29 protein-coding genes are annotated in these 22,638 nt (G+C 53.1%); 27 read left to right on the top strand and 2 right to left on the bottom strand.

Annotation, left to right across the window (positions count from 1 at the left end):
* The first annotated feature begins 15 nt into the window (after positions 1-15).
* The 24 genes from rpsH to ACFSW5_RS19620 all read left to right on the top strand — a co-directional run bounded on the left by rpsH (position 16) and on the right by ACFSW5_RS19620 (position 18,987).
* Positions 16-414, top strand: coding sequence for a 30S ribosomal protein S8 (rpsH, locus tag ACFSW5_RS19735; RefSeq protein ID WP_379276861.1), 399 nt, complete (start codon positions 16-18; stop codon positions 412-414).
* A 30-nt stretch (positions 415-444) separates the two neighbouring features.
* Positions 445-987 carry a 50S ribosomal protein L6 gene (gene rplF / locus ACFSW5_RS19730; protein WP_379276859.1) on the top strand — a complete coding sequence of 181 codons (543 nt, stop codon included), beginning with the start codon at positions 445-447 and terminating at the stop codon, positions 985-987.
* Between the two features lie 60 nt (positions 988-1,047).
* Positions 1,048-1,416 carry a 50S ribosomal protein L18 gene (gene rplR, locus ACFSW5_RS19725; protein ID WP_379276857.1) on the top strand — a complete coding sequence of 123 codons (369 nt, stop codon included), beginning with the start codon at positions 1,048-1,050 and terminating at the stop codon, positions 1,414-1,416.
* 30 nt (positions 1,417-1,446) lie between these two features.
* Positions 1,447-1,947 carry a 30S ribosomal protein S5 gene (gene rpsE / locus ACFSW5_RS19720; RefSeq protein ID WP_379276855.1) on the top strand — a complete coding sequence of 167 codons (501 nt, stop codon included), beginning with the start codon at positions 1,447-1,449 and terminating at the stop codon, positions 1,945-1,947.
* Between the two features lie 13 nt (positions 1,948-1,960).
* Positions 1,961-2,140 carry a 50S ribosomal protein L30 gene (rpmD, locus tag ACFSW5_RS19715; protein ID WP_379276853.1) on the top strand — a complete coding sequence of 60 codons (180 nt, stop codon included), beginning with the start codon at positions 1,961-1,963 and terminating at the stop codon, positions 2,138-2,140.
* 40 nt (positions 2,141-2,180) lie between these two features.
* Entirely contained in the window at positions 2,181-2,621 is a 441-nt protein-coding gene (gene rplO, locus ACFSW5_RS19710) for a 50S ribosomal protein L15 (RefSeq protein WP_379276849.1), read from the top strand.
* Entirely contained in the window at positions 2,622-3,923 is a 1,302-nt protein-coding gene (gene secY / locus ACFSW5_RS19705) for a preprotein translocase subunit SecY (RefSeq protein ID WP_379276847.1), read from the top strand.
* 87 nt (positions 3,924-4,010) lie between these two features.
* Complete coding sequence (locus ACFSW5_RS19700; RefSeq protein WP_379276845.1) at positions 4,011-4,661, top strand: adenylate kinase; 651 nt, start codon at positions 4,011-4,013, stop codon at positions 4,659-4,661.
* Positions 4,661-5,419: a type I methionyl aminopeptidase gene (map, locus tag ACFSW5_RS19695; protein WP_379276843.1), complete on the top strand. Its 759-nt coding sequence runs from the start codon at positions 4,661-4,663 to the stop codon at positions 5,417-5,419. The genes ACFSW5_RS19700 and map overlap by 1 nt, the downstream gene beginning before the upstream one ends.
* A 6-nt stretch (positions 5,420-5,425) precedes the next feature.
* A complete protein-coding gene (locus ACFSW5_RS19690) occupies positions 5,426-5,707 on the top strand; it encodes a KOW motif-containing protein (protein ID WP_379276841.1) in 282 nt (93 codons plus the stop codon).
* 2 nt (positions 5,708-5,709) lie between these two features.
* The gene (infA, locus tag ACFSW5_RS19685) at positions 5,710-5,925 is read left to right on the top strand and encodes a translation initiation factor IF-1 (RefSeq protein ID WP_129443108.1); all 216 of its coding nucleotides are present in this window, start codon (positions 5,710-5,712) and stop codon (positions 5,923-5,925) included.
* Between the two features lie 41 nt (positions 5,926-5,966).
* Complete coding sequence (rpmJ, locus tag ACFSW5_RS19680) at positions 5,967-6,080, top strand: 50S ribosomal protein L36 (protein WP_003333770.1); 114 nt, start codon at positions 5,967-5,969, stop codon at positions 6,078-6,080.
* Between the two features lie 15 nt (positions 6,081-6,095).
* Positions 6,096-6,464 carry a 30S ribosomal protein S13 gene (rpsM, locus tag ACFSW5_RS19675; RefSeq protein WP_379276838.1) on the top strand — a complete coding sequence of 123 codons (369 nt, stop codon included), beginning with the start codon at positions 6,096-6,098 and terminating at the stop codon, positions 6,462-6,464.
* 19 nt (positions 6,465-6,483) lie between these two features.
* Positions 6,484-6,879, top strand: a complete 396-nt coding sequence (gene rpsK, locus ACFSW5_RS19670) for a 30S ribosomal protein S11 (RefSeq protein WP_379276835.1) — start codon at positions 6,484-6,486, stop codon at positions 6,877-6,879.
* Positions 6,880-7,005: 126 nt separating this feature from the next.
* A complete protein-coding gene (locus tag ACFSW5_RS19665; protein WP_379276832.1) occupies positions 7,006-7,950 on the top strand; it encodes a DNA-directed RNA polymerase subunit alpha in 945 nt (314 codons plus the stop codon).
* A gap of 42 nt (positions 7,951-7,992) precedes the next feature.
* Positions 7,993-8,358 carry a 50S ribosomal protein L17 gene (gene rplQ / locus ACFSW5_RS19660; RefSeq protein WP_379276829.1) on the top strand — a complete coding sequence of 122 codons (366 nt, stop codon included), beginning with the start codon at positions 7,993-7,995 and terminating at the stop codon, positions 8,356-8,358.
* A gap of 570 nt (positions 8,359-8,928) precedes the next feature.
* Positions 8,929-9,702 carry a tRNA pseudouridine(38-40) synthase TruA gene (truA, locus tag ACFSW5_RS19655; protein ID WP_379276827.1) on the top strand — a complete coding sequence of 258 codons (774 nt, stop codon included), beginning with the start codon at positions 8,929-8,931 and terminating at the stop codon, positions 9,700-9,702.
* A gap of 296 nt (positions 9,703-9,998) precedes the next feature.
* A complete protein-coding gene (rplM, locus tag ACFSW5_RS19650) occupies positions 9,999-10,436 on the top strand; it encodes a 50S ribosomal protein L13 (protein ID WP_379276824.1) in 438 nt (145 codons plus the stop codon).
* 20 nt (positions 10,437-10,456) lie between these two features.
* Entirely contained in the window at positions 10,457-10,849 is a 393-nt protein-coding gene (gene rpsI / locus ACFSW5_RS19645; RefSeq protein ID WP_379276821.1) for a 30S ribosomal protein S9, read from the top strand.
* A gap of 236 nt (positions 10,850-11,085) precedes the next feature.
* Positions 11,086-14,544, top strand: coding sequence for a pectate lyase (gene pelA / locus ACFSW5_RS19640; protein ID WP_379276818.1), 3,459 nt, complete (start codon positions 11,086-11,088; stop codon positions 14,542-14,544).
* 463 nt (positions 14,545-15,007) lie between these two features.
* Complete coding sequence (locus ACFSW5_RS19635) at positions 15,008-15,703, top strand: phosphoadenylyl-sulfate reductase (RefSeq protein WP_379276815.1); 696 nt, start codon at positions 15,008-15,010, stop codon at positions 15,701-15,703.
* A gap of 46 nt (positions 15,704-15,749) precedes the next feature.
* The gene (gene sat / locus ACFSW5_RS19630; protein ID WP_379276813.1) at positions 15,750-16,913 is read left to right on the top strand and encodes a sulfate adenylyltransferase; all 1,164 of its coding nucleotides are present in this window, start codon (positions 15,750-15,752) and stop codon (positions 16,911-16,913) included.
* A 154-nt stretch (positions 16,914-17,067) separates the two neighbouring features.
* The gene (gene cwlD, locus ACFSW5_RS19625; protein ID WP_379276811.1) at positions 17,068-17,832 is read left to right on the top strand and encodes an N-acetylmuramoyl-L-alanine amidase CwlD; all 765 of its coding nucleotides are present in this window, start codon (positions 17,068-17,070) and stop codon (positions 17,830-17,832) included.
* Positions 17,833-17,916: 84 nt separating this feature from the next.
* Positions 17,917-18,987, top strand: coding sequence for an Mrp/NBP35 family ATP-binding protein (locus tag ACFSW5_RS19620; RefSeq protein WP_379276809.1), 1,071 nt, complete (start codon positions 17,917-17,919; stop codon positions 18,985-18,987).
* A gap of 76 nt (positions 18,988-19,063) precedes the next feature.
* On the opposite strand, the gene gerD is transcribed toward ACFSW5_RS19620, so the two are convergent.
* A complete protein-coding gene (gene gerD, locus ACFSW5_RS19615) occupies positions 19,064-19,759 on the bottom strand; it encodes a spore germination lipoprotein GerD (RefSeq protein WP_379276806.1) in 696 nt (231 codons plus the stop codon).
* A gap of 159 nt (positions 19,760-19,918) precedes the next feature.
* Here gerD and ACFSW5_RS19610 point away from each other — a divergent pair, with 159 nt between their 5' ends.
* Positions 19,919-20,542, top strand: coding sequence for a KinB-signaling pathway activation protein (locus ACFSW5_RS19610; RefSeq protein WP_379276803.1), 624 nt, complete (start codon positions 19,919-19,921; stop codon positions 20,540-20,542).
* 26 nt (positions 20,543-20,568) lie between these two features.
* On the opposite strand, the gene pdaB is transcribed toward ACFSW5_RS19610, so the two are convergent.
* On the bottom strand, positions 20,569-21,378 hold the full coding sequence (gene pdaB, locus ACFSW5_RS19605) for a polysaccharide deacetylase family sporulation protein PdaB (protein ID WP_379276801.1): 810 nt from the start codon (positions 21,376-21,378) through the stop codon (positions 20,569-20,571).
* 121 nt (positions 21,379-21,499) lie between these two features.
* Here pdaB and ACFSW5_RS19600 point away from each other — a divergent pair, with 121 nt between their 5' ends.
* The gene (locus ACFSW5_RS19600) at positions 21,500-22,129 is read left to right on the top strand and encodes a stage II sporulation protein M (RefSeq protein WP_379276799.1); all 630 of its coding nucleotides are present in this window, start codon (positions 21,500-21,502) and stop codon (positions 22,127-22,129) included.
* Between the two features lie 171 nt (positions 22,130-22,300).
* Positions 22,301-22,522: a hypothetical protein gene (locus tag ACFSW5_RS19595; RefSeq protein WP_379276796.1), complete on the top strand. Its 222-nt coding sequence runs from the start codon at positions 22,301-22,303 to the stop codon at positions 22,520-22,522.
* Positions 22,523-22,638 lie beyond the last annotated feature (116 nt).

Raw genomic sequence — 22,638 nt, 5'->3', positions numbered from 1 at the left:
AGGAGGTTAACAAGAATGGTGATGTCTGATCCGATTGCAGATATGTTGACACGCATCCGCAATGCGAATGTCGTTCGGCATGAAACGGTTGAAATGCCGGCTTCGAAAGTGAAGAAGCAAATCGCTGACATTTTGAAGCGTGAAGGCTTTATCCGCGATGCTGAATTTATCGAGGACAACAAACAAGGGATTATCCGTATTTTCCTGAAATACGGCCCGAACCAAGAGCGCGTTATTACCGGTTTGAAACGTATTTCGAAACCAGGTCTTCGCGTTTACACGAAATCGAACGAAATCCCTCGCGTACTGGGTGGTCTTGGTATTGCGATCATTTCCACGTCGAAAGGGATTATGACCGATAAAGAAGCACGTCAACTCAAATCCGGCGGCGAAGTCGTCTGCTACGTTTGGTAATAACAAGTCACAACGATTGGAGGTGTAACAATGTCCCGTATTGGTCGCAAACCGATCCAAGTGCCTAACGGCGTTAACGTAAGCTTGGAAAACGGAGTAATTACAGTAAAAGGACCTAAAGGCTCGCTGTCGCGCGAAATTCACAAAGACATGAAGGTGAATATCGAAGCCGACGCGATCGTCGTTGAACGTCCGTCCGATAATAAATTGCATCGCTCCCTGCATGGTACAACCCGCAGCGTCATCGCGAACATGGTGAACGGCGTAACCGAAGGTTACTCCAAGAGCCTGGAGCTGGTCGGCGTAGGTTACCGTGCCAACAAGTCCGGCGACAAGGTTGTTCTTAACGTCGGATACTCGCATCCAGTGGAGATTGTTCCCGATAAAGGTATCGAGTTCGAAGTTCCGGCAGTTACGAAAATCATCGTAAAAGGCATCGACAAAGAGCTTGTCGGCGCTACAGCTGCTAAAATCCGTTCCGTACGCGAACCTGAGCCATACAAAGGCAAAGGCATCAAGTACGAAGGCGAACGTATTATCCGCAAGGAAGGTAAAGCCGGTAAGAAGAAATAAGCAGCTTGATCGGGCTGCTTAATCTTGCGGCATAATCTACTCAGGAAAGGAGTTGTCCGCGTGATTACGAAAGGCGATAAAAACAAGGCTCGTCTGAAAAGACACCTTCGTGTTCGTAAAAAAATCACAGGAACGGCTGCGCGTCCTCGCTTGTCCGTATTCCGTTCTTCCAAACATATTTACGCGCAATTGATCGACGACGTTCAAGGCGTAACGATCGCAGCCGCTTCTACGGTTGACAAGGAGCTTGCCGGTCAAATCGGAAACGGCGGCAACGTGGAATCGGCTCGCAAAGTCGGCGCACTCGTTGCTGAACGCGCAAAAGCAAAAGGCGTAACCCAGGTTGTATTCGACCGCAGCGGTTACCTGTACCACGGCAGAATTCAGGCGCTTGCTGACGCAGCTCGCGAAGCTGGCCTCGAATTCTAATCCATTTTACGAAAAGGGAGGTTAAATGACTTGCGTATTGATCCGAACACGTTAGGAGAACTGACTGAAAAAGTTGTTCATATCAACCGCGTTGCGAAAGTTGTTAAAGGCGGACGCCGTTTCAGCTTTAGCGCGCTTGTAGTTGTCGGCGACGGCAAAGGCCACGTCGGCGCAGGGATCGGCAAAGCGGGCGAAGTACCTGATGCGATTCGCAAAGGTATCGAAGACGCGAAGAAAAACATGATTCAAGTTCCTCTCGTTGGAACGACTATTCCACACCAAGTCCTCGGACATTTCGGCGCAGGCGAAGTACTGCTGAAGCCGGCTTCCGAAGGTACCGGCGTTATCGCTGGCGGCCCTGTTCGCGCAGTGCTTGAGCTTGCCGGCGTAGGCGACATTTTGACGAAATCGCTTGGTTCTTCCAATTCCATGAACATGGTAAACGCGACGCTGGAAGGTCTCTCCCGTCTGAAACGCGCGGAAGACGTTGCCAAGCTGCGTGGAAAAACCGTCGAAGAGCTTTTAGGTTAAGGAGGGGTATACGATGGCAAAATTGCAAATCACCCTCGTCCGCAGTTTGATTGGTCGTAGCGAAAAGCAACGTGCGACGGTAAAATCGCTCGGTCTGAGCAAAATTCGTCAAACGGTTGTTCATGAAGACAGCCCGGCCATCCGCGGCATGATTAACGCAGTTAACCATATGGTTAAAGTCGAAGAGGTTTAAGCATAGATCGAACAGAAATCATTAAGGAGGTGCACGAACGATGAAATTGCATGAGCTCGCTCCAGCACCGGGTTCCAAGAAGAAACGCAACCGTGTAGGTCGCGGTATCGGTTCCGGTAACGGCAAAACGGCAGGACGCGGTCACAAAGGTCAAAACGCTCGTTCCGGCGGTGGTGTGCGTCCAGGCTTCGAAGGCGGTCAAAATCCTTTGTACCGTCGTCTGCCTAAACGCGGCTTCAACAACCCATTCCGCAAGGAATATGCCGTAGTTAACGTTGAAGATCTTAACAACTTTGCAGCAGGCACGGAAGTTACGCCAGAGGTTCTGTTTGAGCAAGGCATTGTGAAGAACGGCTTGGACGGTATCAAGATTTTGGGCAATGGCGAAATCAACGTACAGCTTACTGTTAAAGCAAATAAGTTCTCTCAATCTGCGGTAGAGAAAATCCAGGCTGCCGGCGGTAAAACCGAGGTGATCTAATTGTTCAAAACCGTGTCCAACATTTGGAAAGTGGAGGATTTGCGCAATCGGATCCTCTTCACACTTTTCATTCTTCTGATATACCGCATCGGTTCCTTTATTCCGGTACCGGGCGTAGAAACAGACGTATTTAAGCAAGTTGACCAAGCTGGAGCGGATTTGTTCGGCTTGCTCAACACGTTTTCAGGCGGCGCGTTGTTCCAGTTCTCCATTCTAGCGCTCGGCATTACGCCGTACATCACATCGTCGATTATCGTTCAGCTGTTGTCGATGGATGTTATTCCGAGACTTGCGGAATGGGCGAAGGAAGGCGAGAACGGAAAACGCAAGCTCGCGCAAATTACGCGATATGGCACGGTTATACTTGGTCTGATTCAAGGTTTTGCTACGGCGATCGGGTTCAACCGTCAGTATAACTATGAAATGGTTCCTGGCGCTAACTTCGTAGACTATTTGGTCATCGCCATCATCTTGACGGCAGGCGTTGCCTTCATGATGTGGCTCGGCGAACAAATTACGGAGCGCGGTGTCGGCAACGGGATCTCGATCCTGATCTTTGCCGGTATCACGGCTAGCTTGCCTGGTCATATTCGTACGCTCTACCAGGATCAGTTTGTCGGGAAGGAAGATCAGCTGTTCTGGAACATCGGCAAGATGGTGCTGATCGTCATTGCGGTCATTCTCATCATCGTCGGCGTTATCTTCGTACAGCAAGGCATTCGGAAAATTCCGGTTCAATACGCCAAACGCGTAGTCGGACGGAAGATGTACGGCGGCCAATCGACGCACATTCCGATGAAAGTGAACGGCGCAGGCGTTATCCCGGTCATTTTCGCGGTGTCGCTGCTTATGTTCCCGATTACGATCGCGCAGTTTTGGGCAGGCAAGACGTGGGCAAACTGGATTATCAACAACCTGTATTACGACCAGCCGCTTGGCATGGTGCTGTACGTGCTGTTGATTATCGGCTTCACCTTCTTCTATACCTTTGTCCAAATCAATCCTGTACAAATGGCTGACAATATGAAGAAGAACGGCGGTTATATTCCGGGCATCCGTCCGGGCAAACCGACTTCGACTTACCTGACGCGTGTGATGTCGCGCATTACGCTTGCAGGCGCATTGTTCTTGGCCGTTATCTCGGTTCTTCCGGTCTTTTTCGGAGCGGTTGCCGGGTTGCCGCGGACGGTGCAGCTGGGCGGAACGTCGCTGCTGATCATCGTCGGCGTCGCGCTCGATACGATGAAGCAAATCGAGAGCCAATTGATCAAACGCCATTACAAAGGGTTTATCAATAAATAACAATAGGTTCTGTTCGGGTTTCCGTTCGTCTTAAGGTGCTAACGGGGCCCGCCCGAGCCTATTGTGCTTAAAGCGAGGAACATGCCAATGAACATTTTATTCATGGGTCCTCCGGGAGCCGGTAAAGGAACGCAAGCTGAGCGTATCGTCGAAAATTTCGGCGTGCCGCACATTTCCACTGGTGACGCATTCCGCCTTGCGATGAAGCAAGGAACACCGCTCGGTCTTAAAGCGAAGGAGTATGTCGACCAAGGGCTGCTCGTTCCCGATGAGATCACGAACGGCATTGTGAAGGAACGCCTTGAACAGGATGATTGCAAGAAAGGTTTCTTGCTCGACGGTTTTCCTCGCACGCTGCAGCAGGCCGAAGCGCTTGACGGCATGCTGAAGGAACTCGGCCGCAGCATCGACCATGTCATTAACCTGAAAGTAGATCGCGGCTTGCTGCTTGCCCGTCTGACGGGCAGACGCATTTGCAAAGCGTGCGGATCGACCTACCATGTGTTGTTTAACCCGCCGAAGCAAGAAGGCGTATGCGACAAGTGCGGAGGCGAGTTGTACCAACGCTCGGACGATACGGAAGAGAAGGTCGGAACGCGTCTGGACGAGTACATCTCCAAGACGGCGCCGCTTTTGAGCTACTACGGCGAGAAAGGTCTTCTGCGCGAAGTCGACGGCGAGAAGGAAATCGATGCGGTTACCGCCGATATCGAATCCTACTTGCGAGGTTCATTGTAATGATCGTTTGCAAATCCGAATCGGAGCTGCGACATATGAGGGAAGCCGGCCGAATCGTTGCAGGTGCGCACCGTTTAATGGCAGAGGCCGTCAAGCCCGGCATTACGACGGGAGAACTTGACGAAATTGCCGAAGCGTACATTCGCAGCCAAGGCGCCGTTCCATCCTTCAAAGGTTACAATGGTTTTCCTGCCAGCATATGCGCTTCTGTAAACAATGAGCTGGTTCATGGTTTTCCCGGACCGCGCAAGCTGAATGAAGGCGATATTATCAGTATCGATATCGGCGCCGAATACGAAGGCTACCACGGAGATTCCGCATGGACGTATCCGGTTGGCGACGTATCCGCCGAGGTCAGACGGCTGCTGGAAGTAACGGAGCAATCGCTCTATGCGGCAGTGGCGCTCATCCGTCCGGATGTTCGCTTGTCTACCGTATCGCATGAGGTTCAGCGTGTCGTGGAGGCGGCGGGTTTCTCGGTTGTAAGGGAGTTTGTAGGACATGGAATCGGCAGGGACCTTCACGAGGCTCCGGAAATTCCGAACTACGGATTGCCAGATCGCGGACCACGGCTTAAGCCGGGTATGGTTCTTTGCATCGAACCGATGGTCAATATCGGCGAGCGGTACGTCCGCACGCTGGAAGACAATTGGACGGTCGTCACGGAGGACGGTTCCTGGTGCGCTCATTTCGAGCACACGGTAGCTGTGACGGCGAACGGCTTTGAAATTTTGACGGCGATGCCTCAGGCGGTGTAGATTGATATGGGGATCCAACCGCAAATCGGTCAAATCGTCAAAGTGCTTCGGGGCAAGGAAGAAGGCAGCTTGGCCGTCGTCATCCGCATAGAGGATGACCGGTTCGTCTGGATCGCGGACGGCGACAAACGCCGCTTCGATCATCCGAAGAAAAAGAACGTTCTGCATCTCGAGTTGCAAGAGGCCGTCAGCAGCGAAGTTGTAAACAGCATGAACGAAACAGGCCGGGTAACCAATGCCAAGTTGCGTTATGCCATTCAGAAGTTTGCGTATGCGAAAGGAGATTGACTGTGGCTAAAGAAGACGTCATTGAGGTCGAAGGCACGGTGCTAGAGCCATTGCCGAATGCCATGTTCAAGGTGGAACTGGAGAACGGTCATCAGATCCTCGCACACGTTTCCGGTAAGCTCAGAATGCACTTTATCCGCATTCTGACTGGAGACAAAGTGGTCGTACAGTTATCGCCTTATGATTTATCAAGAGGGCGCATCACCTATCGGAAGTAGGCCTTTCCGTCTGCTCCGATAAGATTCGGGAGGTAATCACAATGAAGGTAAGACCTTCGGTTAAGCCGATTTGCGAGAAATGCAAAGTCATTCGCCGCAAAGGCAATGTTATGGTGATTTGTGAAAATCCGAAACACAAACAAAAACAAGGATAAGGAGGTAAACCATATATGGCACGTATAGCTGGTGTTGACTTGCCGCGCGACAAGCGCGTCGAAATCGCCCTGACGTACATTTTCGGGATCGGCAAAACGACTTCCCAAAAAATCCTGAGCACGACTGGCATCAATCCAGACACCCGTGTTCGCGATCTGACGGAAGACGAAGTAAGCCGCCTGCGCGATACGATCGACAAAACCGTTAAAGTGGAAGGCGATCTGCGCCGCGAAATTTCCCTGAACATCAAACGTCTGATCGAGATCGGCTGCTATCGCGGTGTTCGCCATCGTCGCGGTCTGCCGGTTCGCGGACAACGTACGAAAACGAATGCGCGTACCCGTAAAGGTCCTCGTCGGACTGTAGCGAACAAGAAGAAATAAGAAAGGAGGATAATGGATCATGGCTAAACCTAAAAAAGTCGTCCGCACGAAACGCCGCGACCGTAAAAATATCGAATCGGGCGTCGCTCACATCCGTTCGACGTTCAACAACACGATCGTTACGATTACGGATCCGCACGGCAATGCGATTTCTTGGGCAAGCTCCGGTAACCTCGGTTTCAAAGGTTCCCGCAAGAGCACGCCGTTCGCCGCTCAAATGGCTGCGGAATCTGCAGCTAAAGCGGCAATGGAACACGGCATGAAGGCTGTTGAAGTTATGGTTAAAGGTCCTGGCGCAGGCCGCGAAGCGGCTATCCGCTCGCTGCAAGCCGCAGGCCTGGAAGTTAACCTGATTAAAGACGTAACGCCTATTCCTCACAACGGATGCCGTCCGCCGAAACGTCGTCGCGTATAACCTAGCTCACTGTGGTATCAAAATACAGCAACTTGTGAATAATGGTTGTGAAGGTTTGGCATACTACAAGGTTTGACTAGAATACGGTATTGTAACGGGAGCGACGTTTGAAGGAGGGTACTATTAGTGATTGAGATCGAAAAGCCGAAAATCGAAACCGTAGAATTGAACGAGGAAGGCACTTACGGACGTTTCGTCGTTGAACCTTTGGAGCGCGGATATGGCACGACGCTTGGAAACTCGCTTCGCCGAATTCTGTTGTCGTCTCTGCCGGGCGCGGCAGTCACATCGGTTCAAATCGACGGCGTGCTGCACGAATTCTCTACGGTTCCGGGAGTGATCGAAGACGTCACGGAGATCATTCTTAACCTGAAAGGCCTGTCGCTTAAAATCCATTCCGATGAAGAAAAGGTGCTGGAAATTGACGCGGAAGGCGAAGGGAACGTAACGGCGGGCGATATTCGAGCCGACAGCGATGTCGAGATTTTAAGCCCAGATCTTCACATCGCAACCTTGGCCTCCGGCGCGCGGCTCCATATGAGAGTATTCGCCAATCGTGGTCGCGGGTACGTGCAAGCGGACCGCAACAAGAAGGAAGATCAACCGATTGGGGTTATTCCTATTGATTCGATTTACACGCCAATTACACGTGTCAACTATAGCGTAGAGAACACACGCGTTGGCCAAGTGACCAACTACGACAAGCTGACGCTTGAAGTATGGACGGATGGCAGCATCCGCCCTGAAGAAGCGGTTAGCCTCGGCGCTAAAATTTTGACCGAGCATTTGGACCTGTTCGTTGGATTGACCGATGAAGCCAAAGACGCGGAAATTATGGTTGAGAAGGAAGAAGATAAGAAAGAGAAGGTTCTCGAGATGACGATCGAGGAGCTGGATCTTTCCGTACGTTCTTACAACTGTTTGAAACGTGCAGGCATCAACACTGTGCAGGAGCTTATTACGAAATCCGAAGAGGACATGATGAAGGTCCGCAACCTCGGCCGCAAATCGCTCGAGGAAGTGCAAGAGAAGCTCGAAGAGCTTGGTCTTGGCCTACGGCAGGAAGAATAGGCCGCTTGCAAGTTAGAATTAGGCAAGGGAGGGGAAAAAGAAATGGCATACTCTAAACTCGGCCGTGACGCAAGTGCGCGGAAAGCATTGTTCCGCGACCTCGTTACTGACCTGTTCCTTTATGAACGCATTGAAACGACGGAAGCAAAAGCGAAAGAAGTTCGTTCGATCGCTGAGAAGCTGATCACGAAAGCGAAGAAAGGCGACCTCGCTGCTCGTCGTCAAGTAGCTGCTTACGTTCGTCGCGAAAGCGTAGACGGAGAGCAAGACGCGATTCAAAAGCTGTTCTCCGAGCTGGCCACCCGTTACTCGGAACGTGCGGGCGGATACACGCGGATTTTGAAGCTGGGACCCCGCCGTGGCGACTCTGCGCCAATGGTATATCTGGAACTGGTTGACCGCGCGTAATTGAGAAAGGGTGGCCCTTAGAGGCCACCTTTTTTAATTGGCCCGGCTGCTTGTTGGCTCGCGTCTTGGTTCGTGCGGAATTGTGGTGATAGCTACGTGTTGGCATATGCGGTTCAGCCTGCTGTTAATTTCGTGTTCTTCTCAATTTATTCTATGGTTATAACACGAATTTAAAGGCCGGACGTAAACTCTGAACCCCATATGCCGCACTCTGCTAACCCGCATCCGCCTAACCTTCGCTCGCCGCAGCTCCCGTGCCAACCCAAGGCGCTCTCCAAGGGCGGGGAGAGGCAGTAGGTTACGAGAGTCATGGTTTTGACTCTCGTATCTGTTTTCTCTGAAGCTCTGCGGCGCGGAGCTGCCTACTTGCCCTTGTGTTTGGGGCTCCTACGTAGAGCGTGTTCCGAAGGGACGACAAGCGGCTTGCCGCAGCAAGGTGTCTATGCACGTTGTACGTGGCAGTTGCGATCCCTTTCGGGGTGTCCAGAGGGGCTGCGCCCCTTGGGGTCCTCCTTACGACAAGGGGGATTTAGGGGGTTGGGAAATCCTTTTTAAAGGGAATGGGATGACATGCGCAATATATGCATGAAAGTGAGCTATGACGGCTCAAGGTATAACGGCTTTCAATCGCAGCCCGACGGGAATACGATACAGGATCACATCGAGAAAGCGATCCGTATGTTGACAGGCGAAGAGCTGAACATTATCGGTTCGGGAAGAACCGATGCGGGCGTCCACGCCAAAGCGCAAATGTTCAACTTCCTTACCGCTTCCGCGATTCCGATCGAACGCTGGCCGCTAGCGCTGAATTCTCGTTTGCCTGACGATATCGTCATTCTGGACGCAGTAGAAGTGCCGGAAAGCTTTCATGCCAGACGATCGGCCAAACGAAAAACGTACCGATACACCATCGACACGGGCAAGTTTCCCGACGTGTTCGGAAGGCAGTACCGTTATCATCATTACCGGCCGTTAAACGTTGCCGCCATGCGGGAAGCGATTGCCCATTTGATCGGGACGCATGATTATACGTCGTTTACCTCTGCCCATTCGACGAAAAAAAATCACGTCCGGACGATCTATGAAGCCTACATCGAGCAGGACGGGCCTTTCCTGCATATTTACGTGACCGGCAGCGGATTCTTGTACAACATGGTACGCATTATCGTAGGAACGTTGATCAAAGTAGGAATCGGAGCCGTTGCGCCTGGAGACATGCCGGCCATTCTTGAGGCGCGAGACCGCTCGAAGGCCGGCCCGACGGCGATCGCTCAAGGCTTGATGCTGTGGGACGTGTATTATTCGGAGCTGGATGCCGGCCTTTCGGATCAATCGCAAGGCTAGCAACGGTTAAAAGATTGGAAATCGCGCAAAACCGTCCAAAATCGCTTGCGCATGCCTAATCTTTATAGTAGAATATAACTTGTGTTTTCTTAGTGGCTCTCCCACAGCCCCGACTAAGAATGACCGACTTATAGCAACAACTTAGCAACATTAACGATTGAAAATGATAACTAGAGACCGCATATGTAGCGGATGTTTGTACCGTCGGACGGGCAGCGCGTGAACGAGTGCGTTAGCGGACTTTTGATGACGGGAACATAAACTTAAGAACGTGAACAATTGAAGGAGGATCATCCATGCGTACCACCTTTATGGCGAAGACGAACGAAGTTGAACGCAAGTGGCACATCATTGATGCGACTGGCAAAACGCTTGGTCGTCTGGCGAGCGAAGCTGCAAGCCTGATTCGCGGCAAGCATAAACCACAATTTACACCTCACGTTGACTGCGGCGATTTCGTAATCGTCATCAACGCTGAGAAAATTCAACTGACAGGCAAGAAAATGACGGACAAAATGTACTACCGTCACTCCCTGTATCCGGGCGGCCTGAAAGTGACTCCGGCTCAAGAAATGATCAAAAACAAACCTGAACGTGTCATTGAGCTGGCTGTACACGGCATGCTGCCGAAGAACCGTCTCGGCGACAAAATGAAGCTTAAACTGAAAGTATACGCTGGTTCGGAGCATCCACACCAAGCACAAAACCCTGAAGTTTACGAACTTCGCGGCTAATTAAAGAGGAGGACAGTTTCATGGCTCAAGTACAATACTATGGAACCGGTCGTCGTAAACACTCTGTTGCACGCGTACGTCTTGTGCCGGGTGAAGGACGAATCATCGTTAACAAACGCGACCTGAACGACTATTTTGGTCTGGAGACGCTTAAGCTGATTGTTAAACAACCGCTTGCTCTCACAGAAACGCTTAACAACTACGACGTTATCGTAATTGCAAACGGCGGCGGCATTTCCGGCCAAGCCGGCGCTATCCGTCACGGCATTTCCCGCGCGCTGCTGAAAGCAGATCCGGAATTCCGTCCGGCTCTGAAACGCGCTGGTTTCCTGACACGCGACCCACGCATGAAAGAACGTAAAAAATACGGTCTCAAAGCGGCTCGTCGCGCGCCACAATTCTCGAAACGTTAATACGTACGGTATACCCAAGAAGGCATCTCTCCGGAGATGCCTTTTTTTGCATATAGGAAGTCGAGATAATGACACTTTGGCGGAGGAGCCATTCCACGCATAATCATTTTGTTGGGTATCGCGGAACAACCGGACGTTCCAGCGAGCAGGTTGTACATGGATTATGTACATAATAGAAAACGCTTACATATAATAGGGGTGCTGTATTCCATTCTAGGATAAGGAAGGGGAATTCAATGATGCGAATGAAAAAGATTGCCATGCCGTTCCTCGCAGCTGCGATAGCGGCACTACCCCTCTACTCGGCAACGCCGAGCGTCGGGTACGCGGCGGAGAGGGCCGATACGTTTATGCCGAACGGCAGCACGGGCGGTCGTGATGTGGACGAGCTTGAACTTACCGGCCTGCCGTATATGGAGCCGGATGAGGAGACCGGAGCAGGCGAGGGCGGAAGTCTGGGCGATACGGAGGGAGACGATGGACAAGATCCGTCGGTCGTCGATTCGACTTATGAAGCCGAGGACGCAATAGGATCGGGTACGATTGTGGATAATAAGCATCTTGGTTATACGGGAGCCGGCTTTGTCGATTTCAACCCGAATACGGCCGGCGGATGGATCGAATGGACCGTATATATGCCGGCATCGGGAGATTATACGCTTGAATTCCGTTACGCTTCGGGCGCAGCGGAAGATCGTCCGGCGGAAATCAAAGTGAACGGGACCGTCGCCGCCGCGCAGTTAAGCTTTCCGTCGACGGGAGATTTCGCGAAGTGGAGCACAGCCCGTATGAAGACGAAGCTCAACGAAGGGACTAACGTTATTCGAATGACGGCAACGGGATCAAGCGGCGGCGCAAATATCGATCATCTCCGTATTCACAATGCTCCGGATATGGGCGAACCGGGTCCCGGCGTTCTGGAAGAAGTCGAAGTGTCGGATATGATCGGCGGATCGCTGATGAAAAAACTAACGACACTGGGCATCTTGGCTCCCGAACGCGAAACGGACCGCCCTATTGCCCGCATCGAATTCATGTCGCTTCTGAACGATGCGCTAGGTTACATTCAAAGGGATGAATTCCCCAACTTGGAGCTCGAAACTTCCGTATGGGAGAAGCCGCTTGGCGATTGGGACGCGTACGTGCTGGAGGCCGCGCGGGACGCGGGTTATGCCGAACCGGGCAAGGACGGCCTGATAAAGCCGGACGAGCCGATCACAAGGAAGGATGCGGCGAATATGATCGCCCGGGCCCTTCACTTAACCGGCGCTTCGGAAGGAAGCAACGGCGGGGTAGGCGCCGTTGTGAAGGAAGGCTACATGTCGGCGAATAACGGATTTGGCGCCAAGGATTACTTGACGGCTGCGGAAGCCGGCGAGGTTGCGGAGAGGATTGCCGCCGAATCGGGCAGCGCGAAGAAGCTGAGCATCGTCGGCGCTTATACGGTGGCAAGCAACATTGCCGCCGTCATTTTAAACGGCGAACTTGAAACGGTCGATTACAAAGATTTTGCTCTTCGTACGCCGACCGGTTCATGGGAGTCGCTGGCCCCCGCGTTTCGAGATTTGGAATTGGTAAAAGCCGCTAGGGGAACGAACCGTTTCGGCAACACGGTTATTTTGTTCGAGACGGCCGAATCGTTCGGCAAGGATGCGACGATAACGGGAGAGGCGGAAGAGTACGAATTCGAAGGAGATCTTGATGCCGCGATCGAGAAGGCTCATAATCTGGTCTCTTGGCAAATGGACCACGGCGGCTGGACGAAGTCGATGCCTTACGACCGGGCTTGGAACGGGACGGAAAGCAAGTCGGCGCAGCTGGGCGCGGACGGAGTAACGGAGCTTGGTTCCATCGACAACAATGCGACAACCGGTGAAATCAGGTTCATTGCCGAGGTTTACCGGGCGACGGGCGACGATTCGCTGAAGGAAAGCGTGCTGAAGGGAATCGGCTTCCTGCTGAACATGCAATACGATACGGGAGGATGGCCGCAAGTGTATCCGGAGCGCGGCGCTCCCGGCGACAGCACGTACTATTCCAATTACGTCACGTTTAACGATAACGCCATGATCCGAGTATTGGATTTGATCGACGACATCGTCCTCAAGCAATATCCGTTCGATACGAATCTGGTCGACGATGCCACGATAGCGGAATTGGAGGAGGCGAGAGATCGCGGGATCGAGTATATTTTGAAATCGCAAATTGTCGTCGACGGCCAACTGACCGCCTGGTGCGCGCAGCACGACCCGTACAGCTACGAGCCGAAGGGCGCCAGAGCTTATGAGCATCCTTCCATTTCCGGCTCCGAGTCGGTTGGCATCGTTCGTTATTTGATGAGCCGTCCGAATCAGACCGACGAGATCAAGCGCGCGATAGCGGGTGCGCTGCAATGGTTCGACGAAGTGAAGCTCGAAGGAATCAAATATGTGAGCGCAGATCCGAACGGCGTTTATTTTGTGGAAGACCCGGCATCCGTCACATGGTACCGGTTCTATGAGATCGGCACGAACCGCGGGATTTTCTCCGGACGCGACGGCGTCATTAAATACAGCATTCAGGAAATCGAGCAGGAGCGCAGAGACGGCTATTCCTGGGGCGGCAGCTATGCCAAAAAGCTGCTCGAAGCCGCGACAACGACCGGCTATTTCGAGAACCGCGTGTACGCGGCGGCAGTCGGCACCAATTCCGCAGATGCCGCAGGAACCGCTTTGACCGCCGGTGATCTGAAGCTAACCCGCGATTTAAGGCCGCAGCTCGGAGCTCTTCCGAGCCGGATGACGGTGGCGCAAGACGGTACGGGCGATTATACGACCGTGCAAGCGGCCATCGATGCGGTTCAAGCGAACAACTCGGAGAGAGTCGAAATTTTCATTAAAGACGGGATCTATAAAGAAGTGGTTACGGTTCCCGCCAACAAACCGTTTATTGCGATGATTGGAGAGAGCGCGGAAGGTACGGTCATTACCTATGACAATTACTCCGGCAAGGAAAAGCCGACCGGAGGCACTTACGGCACAAGCGGCAGCGCCAGCATGTTCGTCAACGGCAGCGATTTTATCGCCAAAAACATGACGATCGAAAATTCGTTCGACGAATCCTCCGTCGAGGCCGGCGCTAAGCAAGCCGTCGCCTTGAATGTCCGCGGCGACCGGCAGCGCTTCGAGAACGTCCGCTTCATCGGGAATCAGGACACGCTGCTGACGAACGGCGGAACCCAATATTTTTACCGATGCTACATCGAAGGCGACGTCGATTTTATTTTCGGCGGATCGTCCGCCGTGTTCGAGGAATGTACGATTCATTCGCTCGACCGCGGATCTTCGACCAATAACGGGTACATTACGGCAGCGAGCACGATGATCACGGAACCGTACGGCTATCTCATCCTGAACAGCAAGCTGACAAGCGACGCCGCTCCCGGCACCGTCTGGCTGGGGCGTCCTTGGCATCCGGGCGGCAATCCGGATGCGATCGCCAGCGTCGTCTATATGAATTGCGAGATGGGTGCCCATATCAACCCGATCGGCTGGACCGATATGTCCGGTTTCTCCGCGGCGGACGCCCGGCTCTACGAATACAAGAACTACGGGCCCGGCGCCGCCGTTACCGATACGCGCCGTCAATTGTCGGATGAAGAAGCTTCCGGGTGGACGGTCGAAAACGTGCTTAAAGGCTGGAACCCGAACGCTTAAAGCGGAAACTTCGCTTTTTCATCCGTTAGAACGTGCGGCCTGGCTGACTTAAGCGATACCCGGGACGGATAACTTGATCTGCCCCCCCTCGATAGACGATGCTTAGACCATCCGTTTGCGCCGCCTGGCGACGAACCTCCCGCTGCGATTTTCGCGCGGAAGGTTTCGCATGTTGGGGCAGGGGAGCGGGCCGGTACGGAGATGGGCACGCACAGGAAAGGCACTTGACCATATAATGCGAAAAGAAGGTTCTTGCCTGGCCGCTTGCCCATCTAATTGAGAGTTAATTTCAATATGGAATTAACGAAGCCGGCGGACGGCCGTTTTTCCTAGGCTATTGTTCAAAAAAGGGAAATGCTGTCAAGACTTTTTGTCATTTAGCCATTGAACTATACGCCGGAAGGACTTATAATTTAACTTAATACAGATAATTTTACTTGGAATTGACACGGAGGGAAAAGCGATGAACTTATTCGAGAAGGAAGCGCTTATTAAACAAAAAGCGGAAGAGCTTGAGACGGCCACTCCGCAAGAAATTATTGCTTACGCCGTAGAAACGTTCCCGAACATTACGTTTGCGTGCAGCTTCGGCGCGGAAGACGTCGTCCTGGTCGACATGCTGCAGAAGATTAGCCCGACTACGGACATTTTCTATTTGGATACGGATTTTCACTTCAAAGAAACGTATGAGACGCGCGACCGCCTCATCGAGCGTTATCCGGGAATTCCGCTTGTCCAAGTCAAACCGCTCCTTACGCCGGAAGAGCAAGCGGAACAGCATGGACCGGAGCTGTGGACGAAGGACGCCAACCAATGTTGCAACATCCGCAAGGTTGAGCCGCTAACGCGCATTTTGTCCAAGTACGAAGCATGGATTACCGGCATTCGCCGCGATCAGGCGCCTACCCGCGCCAATGCGAAGAAAGTCGAGTACGACGTGAAGTTTGGTCTCGTGAAGTTTAACCCGCTGGCAAGCTGGACTTCCGAAGACGTATGGAATTATATCCGGGAGAACGACGTCATCTACAACCCGCTGCACGACCAGAACTATCCGAGCATCGGCTGCGAGTATTGCACGCGTCCCGTCATGCCGGGCGAAGATCCGCGCGCAGGGCGCTGGGCTGGTCAGGATAAGACGGAGTGCGGCTTGCATAAATAAGCAATCGGACGGACACCATTGAATGAAATCAAGGAGGAGCAACAGGATGAGTCAAATACAACCGCACGGCGGCACGCTGGTGAACCGTGTCGCTGCCGGCGAAGAGCGCGAACGGCTGCTGAAGGAAGCGGAAAGCCTGACAACCATTGTCATTAACAGCTGGACGATTTCGGATTTGGATTTGATCGGGGTCGGCGCTTTTTCGCCGCTCAAAGGCTTCATGAACGAGCAAGATTACCGGTCCGTCGTAGACCGGATGCGCCTTGCCGACGGCACGGTATGGAGCATTCCGATTACGTTATCGGTGGACGATGCGCAGGCTTCCGCTCTGCGCGCCGGACAACGGGCGGCGCTTGTCGGCGAGGACAACGTCGTATACGCCGTCATCGATATCCAGGACATTTACAAGGTCGATCAGAAGCATGAAGCGGTTCAAGTATTCAAGACGGACGATCTGGAGCATCCGGGCGTGAAGAAGCTTTTTGCCCGTCCTTCCACTTACGTCGGCGGCGACATTGTCGTATTGAACCGTCCGAAGCCGGAGAAGTTCGAGGAATATTATTTTGATCCTTCCGAAACGCGCCGCATCTTCGCGGAGAAAGGCTGGCAGACCGTCGTCGGCTTCCAGACCCGCAATCCGGTGCACCGGGCGCACGAATATATTCAGAAGACGGCCATGGAAATCGTGGACGCCTTGTTCCTGAATCCGCTTGTCGGCGAGACGAAGTCCGACGACGTTCCGGCGAACGTCCGCATGAAGAGCTACCTTGCGCTGCTCGAGAACTACTATCCGCAGGACCGCGTCTTCCTGGGCGTATTCCCGGCGGCTATGCGTTACGCGGGACCGCGCGAAGCGGTTTTCCATGCGATCGTACGCAAAAACTACGGCTGCACCCACTTCATCGTCGGCCGCGACCATGCCGGCGTAGGCGATTACTACGGCACGTATGAAGCGCAAGAGCTGCTGAAGACGATCCCTGCCGCGGATCTGGGCATTACGCCGCTTTATTTCGAGCACAGCTTCTACTGCACGAAATGCGGCAACATGGCCACGACGAAGACGTGCCCGCACGATAAGTCCGACCATCTGACGTTGTCCGGAACGAAAGTGCGCGCCCTGCTGCGCGACGGCATCTGCCCGCCGCCGGAGTTTTCCCGTCCGGAGGTCGCGCAAATTTTGATCGAAGGCATGGCGCAAACGACCGTTTAATCCAAACACCGGCGAAGTGAAAGCGTGAGCCTTTGACGTTTTGAGCTTCATAAACACATAAACGACCATCTCGTCCCATATAAATGATAATGTGTACAGGGCTGGCCTGTCCGGTCGAAGCGTACATCTTATCAGGGGGACGGGGTGGTTTTTTATGTTTCGTCGCCGAGGGCGCAGACTTATCGTCTGGATGACGTATAAAGGCGCGGTTCGGATCGCCGTTGGGCTGACTGTCGTGATTTTGGTCGCCGTTCTGCTCGGCCGGCACACGCCGGCCAGTCAAAGCTGGACGTATTGGTCGATGCCGCTTGCCGGGAAAACGGTCGTCATCGACGCGGGGCATGGCGGCATTGACGGAGGCGCCGTCAGCAAATCGGGCGTTATCGAAAAAGATATCAATCTGGCGATTGCTTTTTATCTTCGCGATTATTTGCAGCAGTCCGGCGCTGCGGTCGTGCTGACGCGCGAAGGGGATTACGATCTGGCCAATCCCGATACGAGCGTGATCCGCAAACGCAAAACCGAAGATTTGCTGAAGCGCGTCTCCACGATCCAGCAAAGCGGAGCAAGCGTTGTCGTCAGCATCCATATGAACAGCATTCCGTCGGAGAAATGGTCGGGCGCTCAAACGTTTTATTACCCGAATCATCAAGACAATTCCTTGTTAGCGGCATTAATTCAGGACGAAATCAAGCGCAATCTCGGCAACACGACGCGTCTTCCGGCTTTAAAGAAAGGCGTATACGTGCTGGAGGCGGTCAAAACGATACCGACGGCGCTTGTGGAAGTCGGGTTTTTGTCCAATCCCGGCGAAGCGGGCCGGCTGGCCGACCCGGACTATCAGAAGCAAGTGGCGGCCGCCGTTTACCAAGGGCTGCTCCGGTACGCTTCCGGCGAAAAAATAAGCGTAAGCGGATGAGAAGGAGATGCGCGTCCAATTTGTGCTATAATGGAAAAACGAAATGGTAACGTTATCGCACAAAAAGGTGGTGCTCACAAAAGCATGTTGACACGCGAGCAAGCAATCGAGGCCGTTCAGGCCGTAACGGCACAATATAGCGCGTACCATGTAGCGGTACGCGACGTCATCGTCAAGGACCGTCAAGTATCGTTGACGGTCCTCACCGCAAGCGACGAGCTGAAGCCGTCGCTGGAAGCCGCCCTGCGCGAAGCACTCGCGCAGGCGGGCGCCGAAACCGTGCATTGCCGGTTTCGCGCGCTGGAGGCGCCGCCGGCGGAGCAAGCCGCCGCGCCGGCTGGCGCCAAGGGGGCCGGCCCCGTCAAGGGGCACGGGGCCGGGCTGCAGTCGCCGCTGCTGGATCCCCGCAGCGGCGTGCAGTTCATTGCCGTCGCCAGCGGCAAGGGCGGCGTCGGCAAATCGACCGTCAGCGTCAACCTCGCTGCGGCATTGGCCCGGCAGGGCAAGCGGGTCGGCATTATCGACGCCGATATTTACGGCTTTAGCGTTCCCGATATGATGGGAATCGAGGAACGCCCTTCCGTCGAAGACGAGCGCATCGTGCCGATCGAGCGGTTCGGCGTCAAGGTGATGTCCATGGGCTTTTTCGTGGAAGACAACAGTCCGGTCGTATGGCGCGGCCCGATGCTCGGCAAAATGCTGCGCAACTTTTTTGCCGAGGTCGAATGGGGAGAGCTCGATTACATGCTGCTCGATTTGCCGCCGGGAACGGGCGACATTGCGCTGGACGTGCATCAGATCATTCCGCAGAGCAAAGAAATTATCGTGACGACGCCGCACGCGACGGCCGCGTTCGTTGCGGCGAGGGCGGGCGCAATGGCGGTGAAGACCAATCACGACATTATCGGCGTCGTCGAGAACATGTCCTATTACCGGAACAAAGCGGGGGAAGAGGAGTATGTGTTTGGCCGCGACGGCGGCGCGAGATTGGCCGAGACGCTGCACGTCGAGCTGCTTGCGCAAATTCCGCTCGGCCAGCCGGACAACCATCCGCTTGAGCCGGATTTCTCCCCTTCCGTGTATAAGCCGGAGACGGAGATCGGCAAGATTTACGATCAATTGGCCGCCAAGGTCGTCGACAAGCTGGGAGGCTAAGCAAGAAGCCCGGTTAGGCAGGCAATAACGCCTGTTTAACCGGGCTTTTCGCTTTTTCCGCATAAGAACTCCATTCTTATTGGGAGGAACCGCCTTCTCCTCCGCCTTCTTCGCCGCCGCCTTCTTCTCCCTCGCCGCCGCCTTCTTCGCCGCCCCCTTCTCCTCCGCCTTCTTGCTTAGGCTTCTCGTCCGGCTTCGGCTCCAGATGCTCCTTCACGGCAGCCTTCATCAAATCAAGCATTTCCAGTTTGAAGATCGGGTTGCCCATCGCCTCTTGCATCATGGACATCACTTGCTTTTTATACTGGTTGCTTTGCAGCACTTCCAGTATCATTTTTTGCATATCCGTGTTGTTCATGGCTTTCATCAGATCGGCCTGATAAGTGGGATCCTTCAATAATTGCTTGTGGATCTCGGTATTTTGCTTGTTGACGGCTTTGGCGAATTCGCCCGCGAAACGGGTATCGGTCATCAGCTTGCGAATGACCTTGTCGTATTCCGGGGATACAAGCACGTCCTTCACCGCCAGCCTGACCTGCTCCTGATCCTGCACCGACAGCGTCTTGATGCCGCTGGCGCTGTATCCGGACATTTGCTGGCTCGATTCCTGGAGCGCTTTTTGCGCATCTTCCGTTTTGAGAATATCAATGACCATCGACTTCATGTCTTTATAGCTCATCTGCTGGCCGCCCTGTGCAGGCTCGCTGCCGCAGCCCGCAATCATCAAAACGGAAGAGGCAAGCGCCGCAAATAAAATTGTACGAATGCTCATGGTGAACCGAAATCTCCCTTCTGACCTTGACGCGTATGCAGCGACAATCGGGTAGTACCGTTAGTATGAACCCGGAGGGGGGGAATTATCAGCGGAAGGATTAGCTTTTTCATGCGGACGTGGTAAAATAAGGAGAAGACCAAAGGAGGGAACAGTCGCTTGAATTTGAAAAAATGGGGCTTTTTGTTCGGCATGTGCATGCTGGTCGGATTAGGCGCTTCCGTCATAACGGGCACGATCATGCAGTGGACCGATCAAGACTTTGGGTTTATGGGACTGAAGGCAACCGGCTTCAACGCTTTTATGATGGCGCTTACCGGACTTATGTTCGGCGCCTTTAGCCATATGGGCTTTTTTGCTTATTTAACGTTAAACTATATCGCGCTCAGCATTTTCCGCAAAGGCTATTTGTGGAACGCGCTTCAAGGCTATAGCGTTGTATTTGCCGCGGTTGCCATGGGTTATATGCTCTACAGCCAACATGCCGCCGGCTGGTTTTACTGGTCGCTTCCTCTTGGGCTTCTCGTCTGCGCCGGGATCGTCTCCTGGTTCAAAATGAAGCAAACGAACAAAAGCGCCTTCATTCCAAGTCTGTTTTTGCTGTTTACCGTTACCTTTATCGAATCGTGGCCGGCGCTCCAAGGGGAGCTTAACGTTTCGGCAATCGTCTTTATGATGGTTCCGCTTTTTGCTTGCAATGCGTACCAAATCTTGATGCTGCATCGCGTTCTTGGAAACAGGGATGCCGATTCCGCGGCACCGGCCGTGAAATCGGCATCTTAAAATAGAAATAGGGACGTATCTATGGCCTATCCGGCAACGTTGAAGGCGCTAAGCGGATTGTCGGCGGAGCTTGTTTTGTCCTGAACGCTTTTGCCGTTTACTTCCGTTTGGGCCAGCAGCTGCGACACGGAGACAAATTCGTAACCTTGGTTGCGCAGCTGATCGATGATGACCGGGAGCGCCTCGTGGGTTTGCTTGACGGAATCGCTGGCGTGCAGCAGAATAATGTCGCCTGGATGCGTGCGGGACACGACGCGGTTAATGATTTTGTCCGTACCGATGTTCATCCAGTCCAGCGAATCGGTATCCCACTGAATGACCTTGTAATTCAATTCCTCCGCGATACGGAGCACCCGCTTGTCGAAATCGCCGTTCGGCAGGCGGATCAGGTTCGGCTGTTTGCCGGTCACTTCGGTCAAAATCGAATGGGCGGTTGTAATTTGCTTGCGGATTTCTTCGTCGCTCAGCTTGCTGTAGTTGTCGTGCTTATGGCCATGGCTGCCGATCTCATAGCCTGCGTCCACGATTTTTTTGACAATGTCGGGATGAGCTTGGCTCCATGGAGAGGATAAGAAGAAGGTTGCTTGCTTGACGCCTTTCTCTTTCAGGACGTTAAGGATCGGCTCGGTTCTTTTTTCACCCCAGCTAATATCGAACGTAAGGGCAACGACCTTCTTGTCCGTCGATACGCTGTAGATGGCAGCCGGCTGCTGCGGAGCGAATACGGTGATGTTGTCCCGCTCGGCATAAATGACGCCTACGGAGAACACGATAGCAATGGCGATCAGAAAATATTGCTTTATTCTTTTGCCGTTCAGTACATAGAAGAAATTCATGGGTAAAGCGCTCCTCTCTCATAAAGCTTCTTTCTTGTACAATCTATGCTCGTACATGTACAAGTTATTCATGCTTGTTCGACTTTTGGGAGAGGGAGCTAGCGGCCGGGAGGGAACTGCTTTGTTTAAATGGAGTGCGATCGTCGATCACTTGAAGTCGATGCATCGGTATATTGCTTTCAGCGTCATTTTGTTTATGGCGGGATTGGTCGTAGGAGCGACCAACAGCGCTTTGCACGGTTATTTGGGAGGGCAGGTCGAAGCGATTCGGGAGCTCGGCGAGACGTTGCGCCAGTCTTCCGATCCGACGCTTTCCTTTATGGTGTTTATTTTTATCAACAATGCGGTCAAAGCCGTGTTCGTGATCTATTTGGGAGCTTTGCTCGGAATCGTGCCGGCGTTTTTCCTGGTCGTCAACGGGATGGTCCTCGGCTACCTGTTTTATCTGAAACAGCTGGAGGCCGGAGCGGGCGGAACGCTGGACATGTTTCTTCGCGGCATATTGCCTCACGGCATTCTGGAAATACCGGCAGTCGTTGTCGCGGCGGCATACGGTTTGAAATTCGGCGCTCTTGTATGGAAAAGAATTTTTATTCCCGGCGGAAAAGGAGCGGAAGGAGCGGGAACGGAGCTGCGCCGTTTCGTGCCACGGACGGTGCCCCTCGGCATTGTCGTTGTCGCGGTGCTGCTTGTCGCTTCTATTATAGAGAGCACAATAACGCCTTGGCTTATGGGGACCAGCCTTTCTTAACGGGATAATCCGCAAGGGTCGCCGGCGGTTAATGGGTTGTAATAAATTTTCCAATAAATGAGCATAACAGTAAAGCGATATGTTGCTTCTACGTCAAACATGTCGTTCAGGAGAATCCGAATAAGCTCAGGCGCTATACGCTGCAGCAATCCAAGGAGGCCGTTTACCGTTATGCTCGGAATATTGTTCAACGACAAAGAATGCAAAGAGCTTGATTACGTATTGCGCAAGGAATTGGATGAAATGCTCCTCGATTTGAACGACTCCCGTCTCGACGGAGATATCAAGCTTGCCATTACGAAACGATACAAAATCGTATTCCGCATGTATGCCCGAATTGCGTCCCCGAAGGAACTTTCCCGCTATGCTCTTAACGTTCGAAGCTTTAAATAAACGGCATAAATTTTTTTTAAAAAAAGGGTTGCATTGTTTTAGGCACCTGTGCTATATTATAAAAGTCGCCGCTGAGAGACGCGGTGATAACGAAAGAAACGATTGTTCTTTGAAAA

The sequence above is a fragment of the Paenibacillus thailandensis genome (assembly GCF_042685365.1).
Taxonomy (GTDB): domain Bacteria; phylum Bacillota; class Bacilli; order Paenibacillales; family Paenibacillaceae; genus Paenibacillus_AP; species Paenibacillus_AP thailandensis.
This window is presented reverse-complemented; position numbering and strand designations above follow the sequence as displayed.

What these genes read in the sequence shown, in the direction of transcription:
- rplO (WP_379276849.1), top strand. Translation starts at nt 2,181, where the DNA reads ATGAAATTGCATGAGCTCGCTCCAGCACCGGGTTCCAAGAAGAAACGC.
- rpsH (WP_379276861.1), top strand. Translation starts at nt 16, where the DNA reads ATGGTGATGTCTGATCCGATTGCAGATATGTTGACACGCATCCGCAAT.
- gerD (WP_379276806.1), bottom strand. Translation starts at nt 19,759, where the DNA reads ATGAGCATTCGTACAATTTTATTTGCGGCGCTTGCCTCTTCCGTTTTG.
- pelA (WP_379276818.1), top strand. Translation starts at nt 11,086, where the DNA reads ATGATGCGAATGAAAAAGATTGCCATGCCGTTCCTCGCAGCTGCGATA.
- rpsK (WP_379276835.1), top strand. Translation starts at nt 6,484, where the DNA reads ATGGCTAAACCTAAAAAAGTCGTCCGCACGAAACGCCGCGACCGTAAA.
- rpsM (WP_379276838.1), top strand. Translation starts at nt 6,096, where the DNA reads ATGGCACGTATAGCTGGTGTTGACTTGCCGCGCGACAAGCGCGTCGAA.
- rplF (WP_379276859.1), top strand. Translation starts at nt 445, where the DNA reads ATGTCCCGTATTGGTCGCAAACCGATCCAAGTGCCTAACGGCGTTAAC.
- rpmD (WP_379276853.1), top strand. Translation starts at nt 1,961, where the DNA reads ATGGCAAAATTGCAAATCACCCTCGTCCGCAGTTTGATTGGTCGTAGC.
- rplQ (WP_379276829.1), top strand. Translation starts at nt 7,993, where the DNA reads ATGGCATACTCTAAACTCGGCCGTGACGCAAGTGCGCGGAAAGCATTG.
- cwlD (WP_379276811.1), top strand. Translation starts at nt 17,068, where the DNA reads ATGTTTCGTCGCCGAGGGCGCAGACTTATCGTCTGGATGACGTATAAA.
- sat (WP_379276813.1), top strand. Translation starts at nt 15,750, where the DNA reads ATGAGTCAAATACAACCGCACGGCGGCACGCTGGTGAACCGTGTCGCT.
- ACFSW5_RS19635 (WP_379276815.1), top strand. Translation starts at nt 15,008, where the DNA reads ATGAACTTATTCGAGAAGGAAGCGCTTATTAAACAAAAAGCGGAAGAG.
- pdaB (WP_379276801.1), bottom strand. Translation starts at nt 21,378, where the DNA reads ATGAATTTCTTCTATGTACTGAACGGCAAAAGAATAAAGCAATATTTT.
- ACFSW5_RS19700 (WP_379276845.1), top strand. Translation starts at nt 4,011, where the DNA reads ATGAACATTTTATTCATGGGTCCTCCGGGAGCCGGTAAAGGAACGCAA.
- truA (WP_379276827.1), top strand. Translation starts at nt 8,929, where the DNA reads ATGCGCAATATATGCATGAAAGTGAGCTATGACGGCTCAAGGTATAAC.
- rplM (WP_379276824.1), top strand. Translation starts at nt 9,999, where the DNA reads ATGCGTACCACCTTTATGGCGAAGACGAACGAAGTTGAACGCAAGTGG.
- rpmJ (WP_003333770.1), top strand. Translation starts at nt 5,967, where the DNA reads ATGAAGGTAAGACCTTCGGTTAAGCCGATTTGCGAGAAATGCAAAGTC.
- ACFSW5_RS19690 (WP_379276841.1), top strand. Translation starts at nt 5,426, where the DNA reads ATGGGGATCCAACCGCAAATCGGTCAAATCGTCAAAGTGCTTCGGGGC.
- ACFSW5_RS19620 (WP_379276809.1), top strand. Translation starts at nt 17,917, where the DNA reads ATGTTGACACGCGAGCAAGCAATCGAGGCCGTTCAGGCCGTAACGGCA.
- rpsI (WP_379276821.1), top strand. Translation starts at nt 10,457, where the DNA reads ATGGCTCAAGTACAATACTATGGAACCGGTCGTCGTAAACACTCTGTT.
- ACFSW5_RS19595 (WP_379276796.1), top strand. Translation starts at nt 22,301, where the DNA reads ATGCTCGGAATATTGTTCAACGACAAAGAATGCAAAGAGCTTGATTAC.
- map (WP_379276843.1), top strand. Translation starts at nt 4,661, where the DNA reads ATGATCGTTTGCAAATCCGAATCGGAGCTGCGACATATGAGGGAAGCC.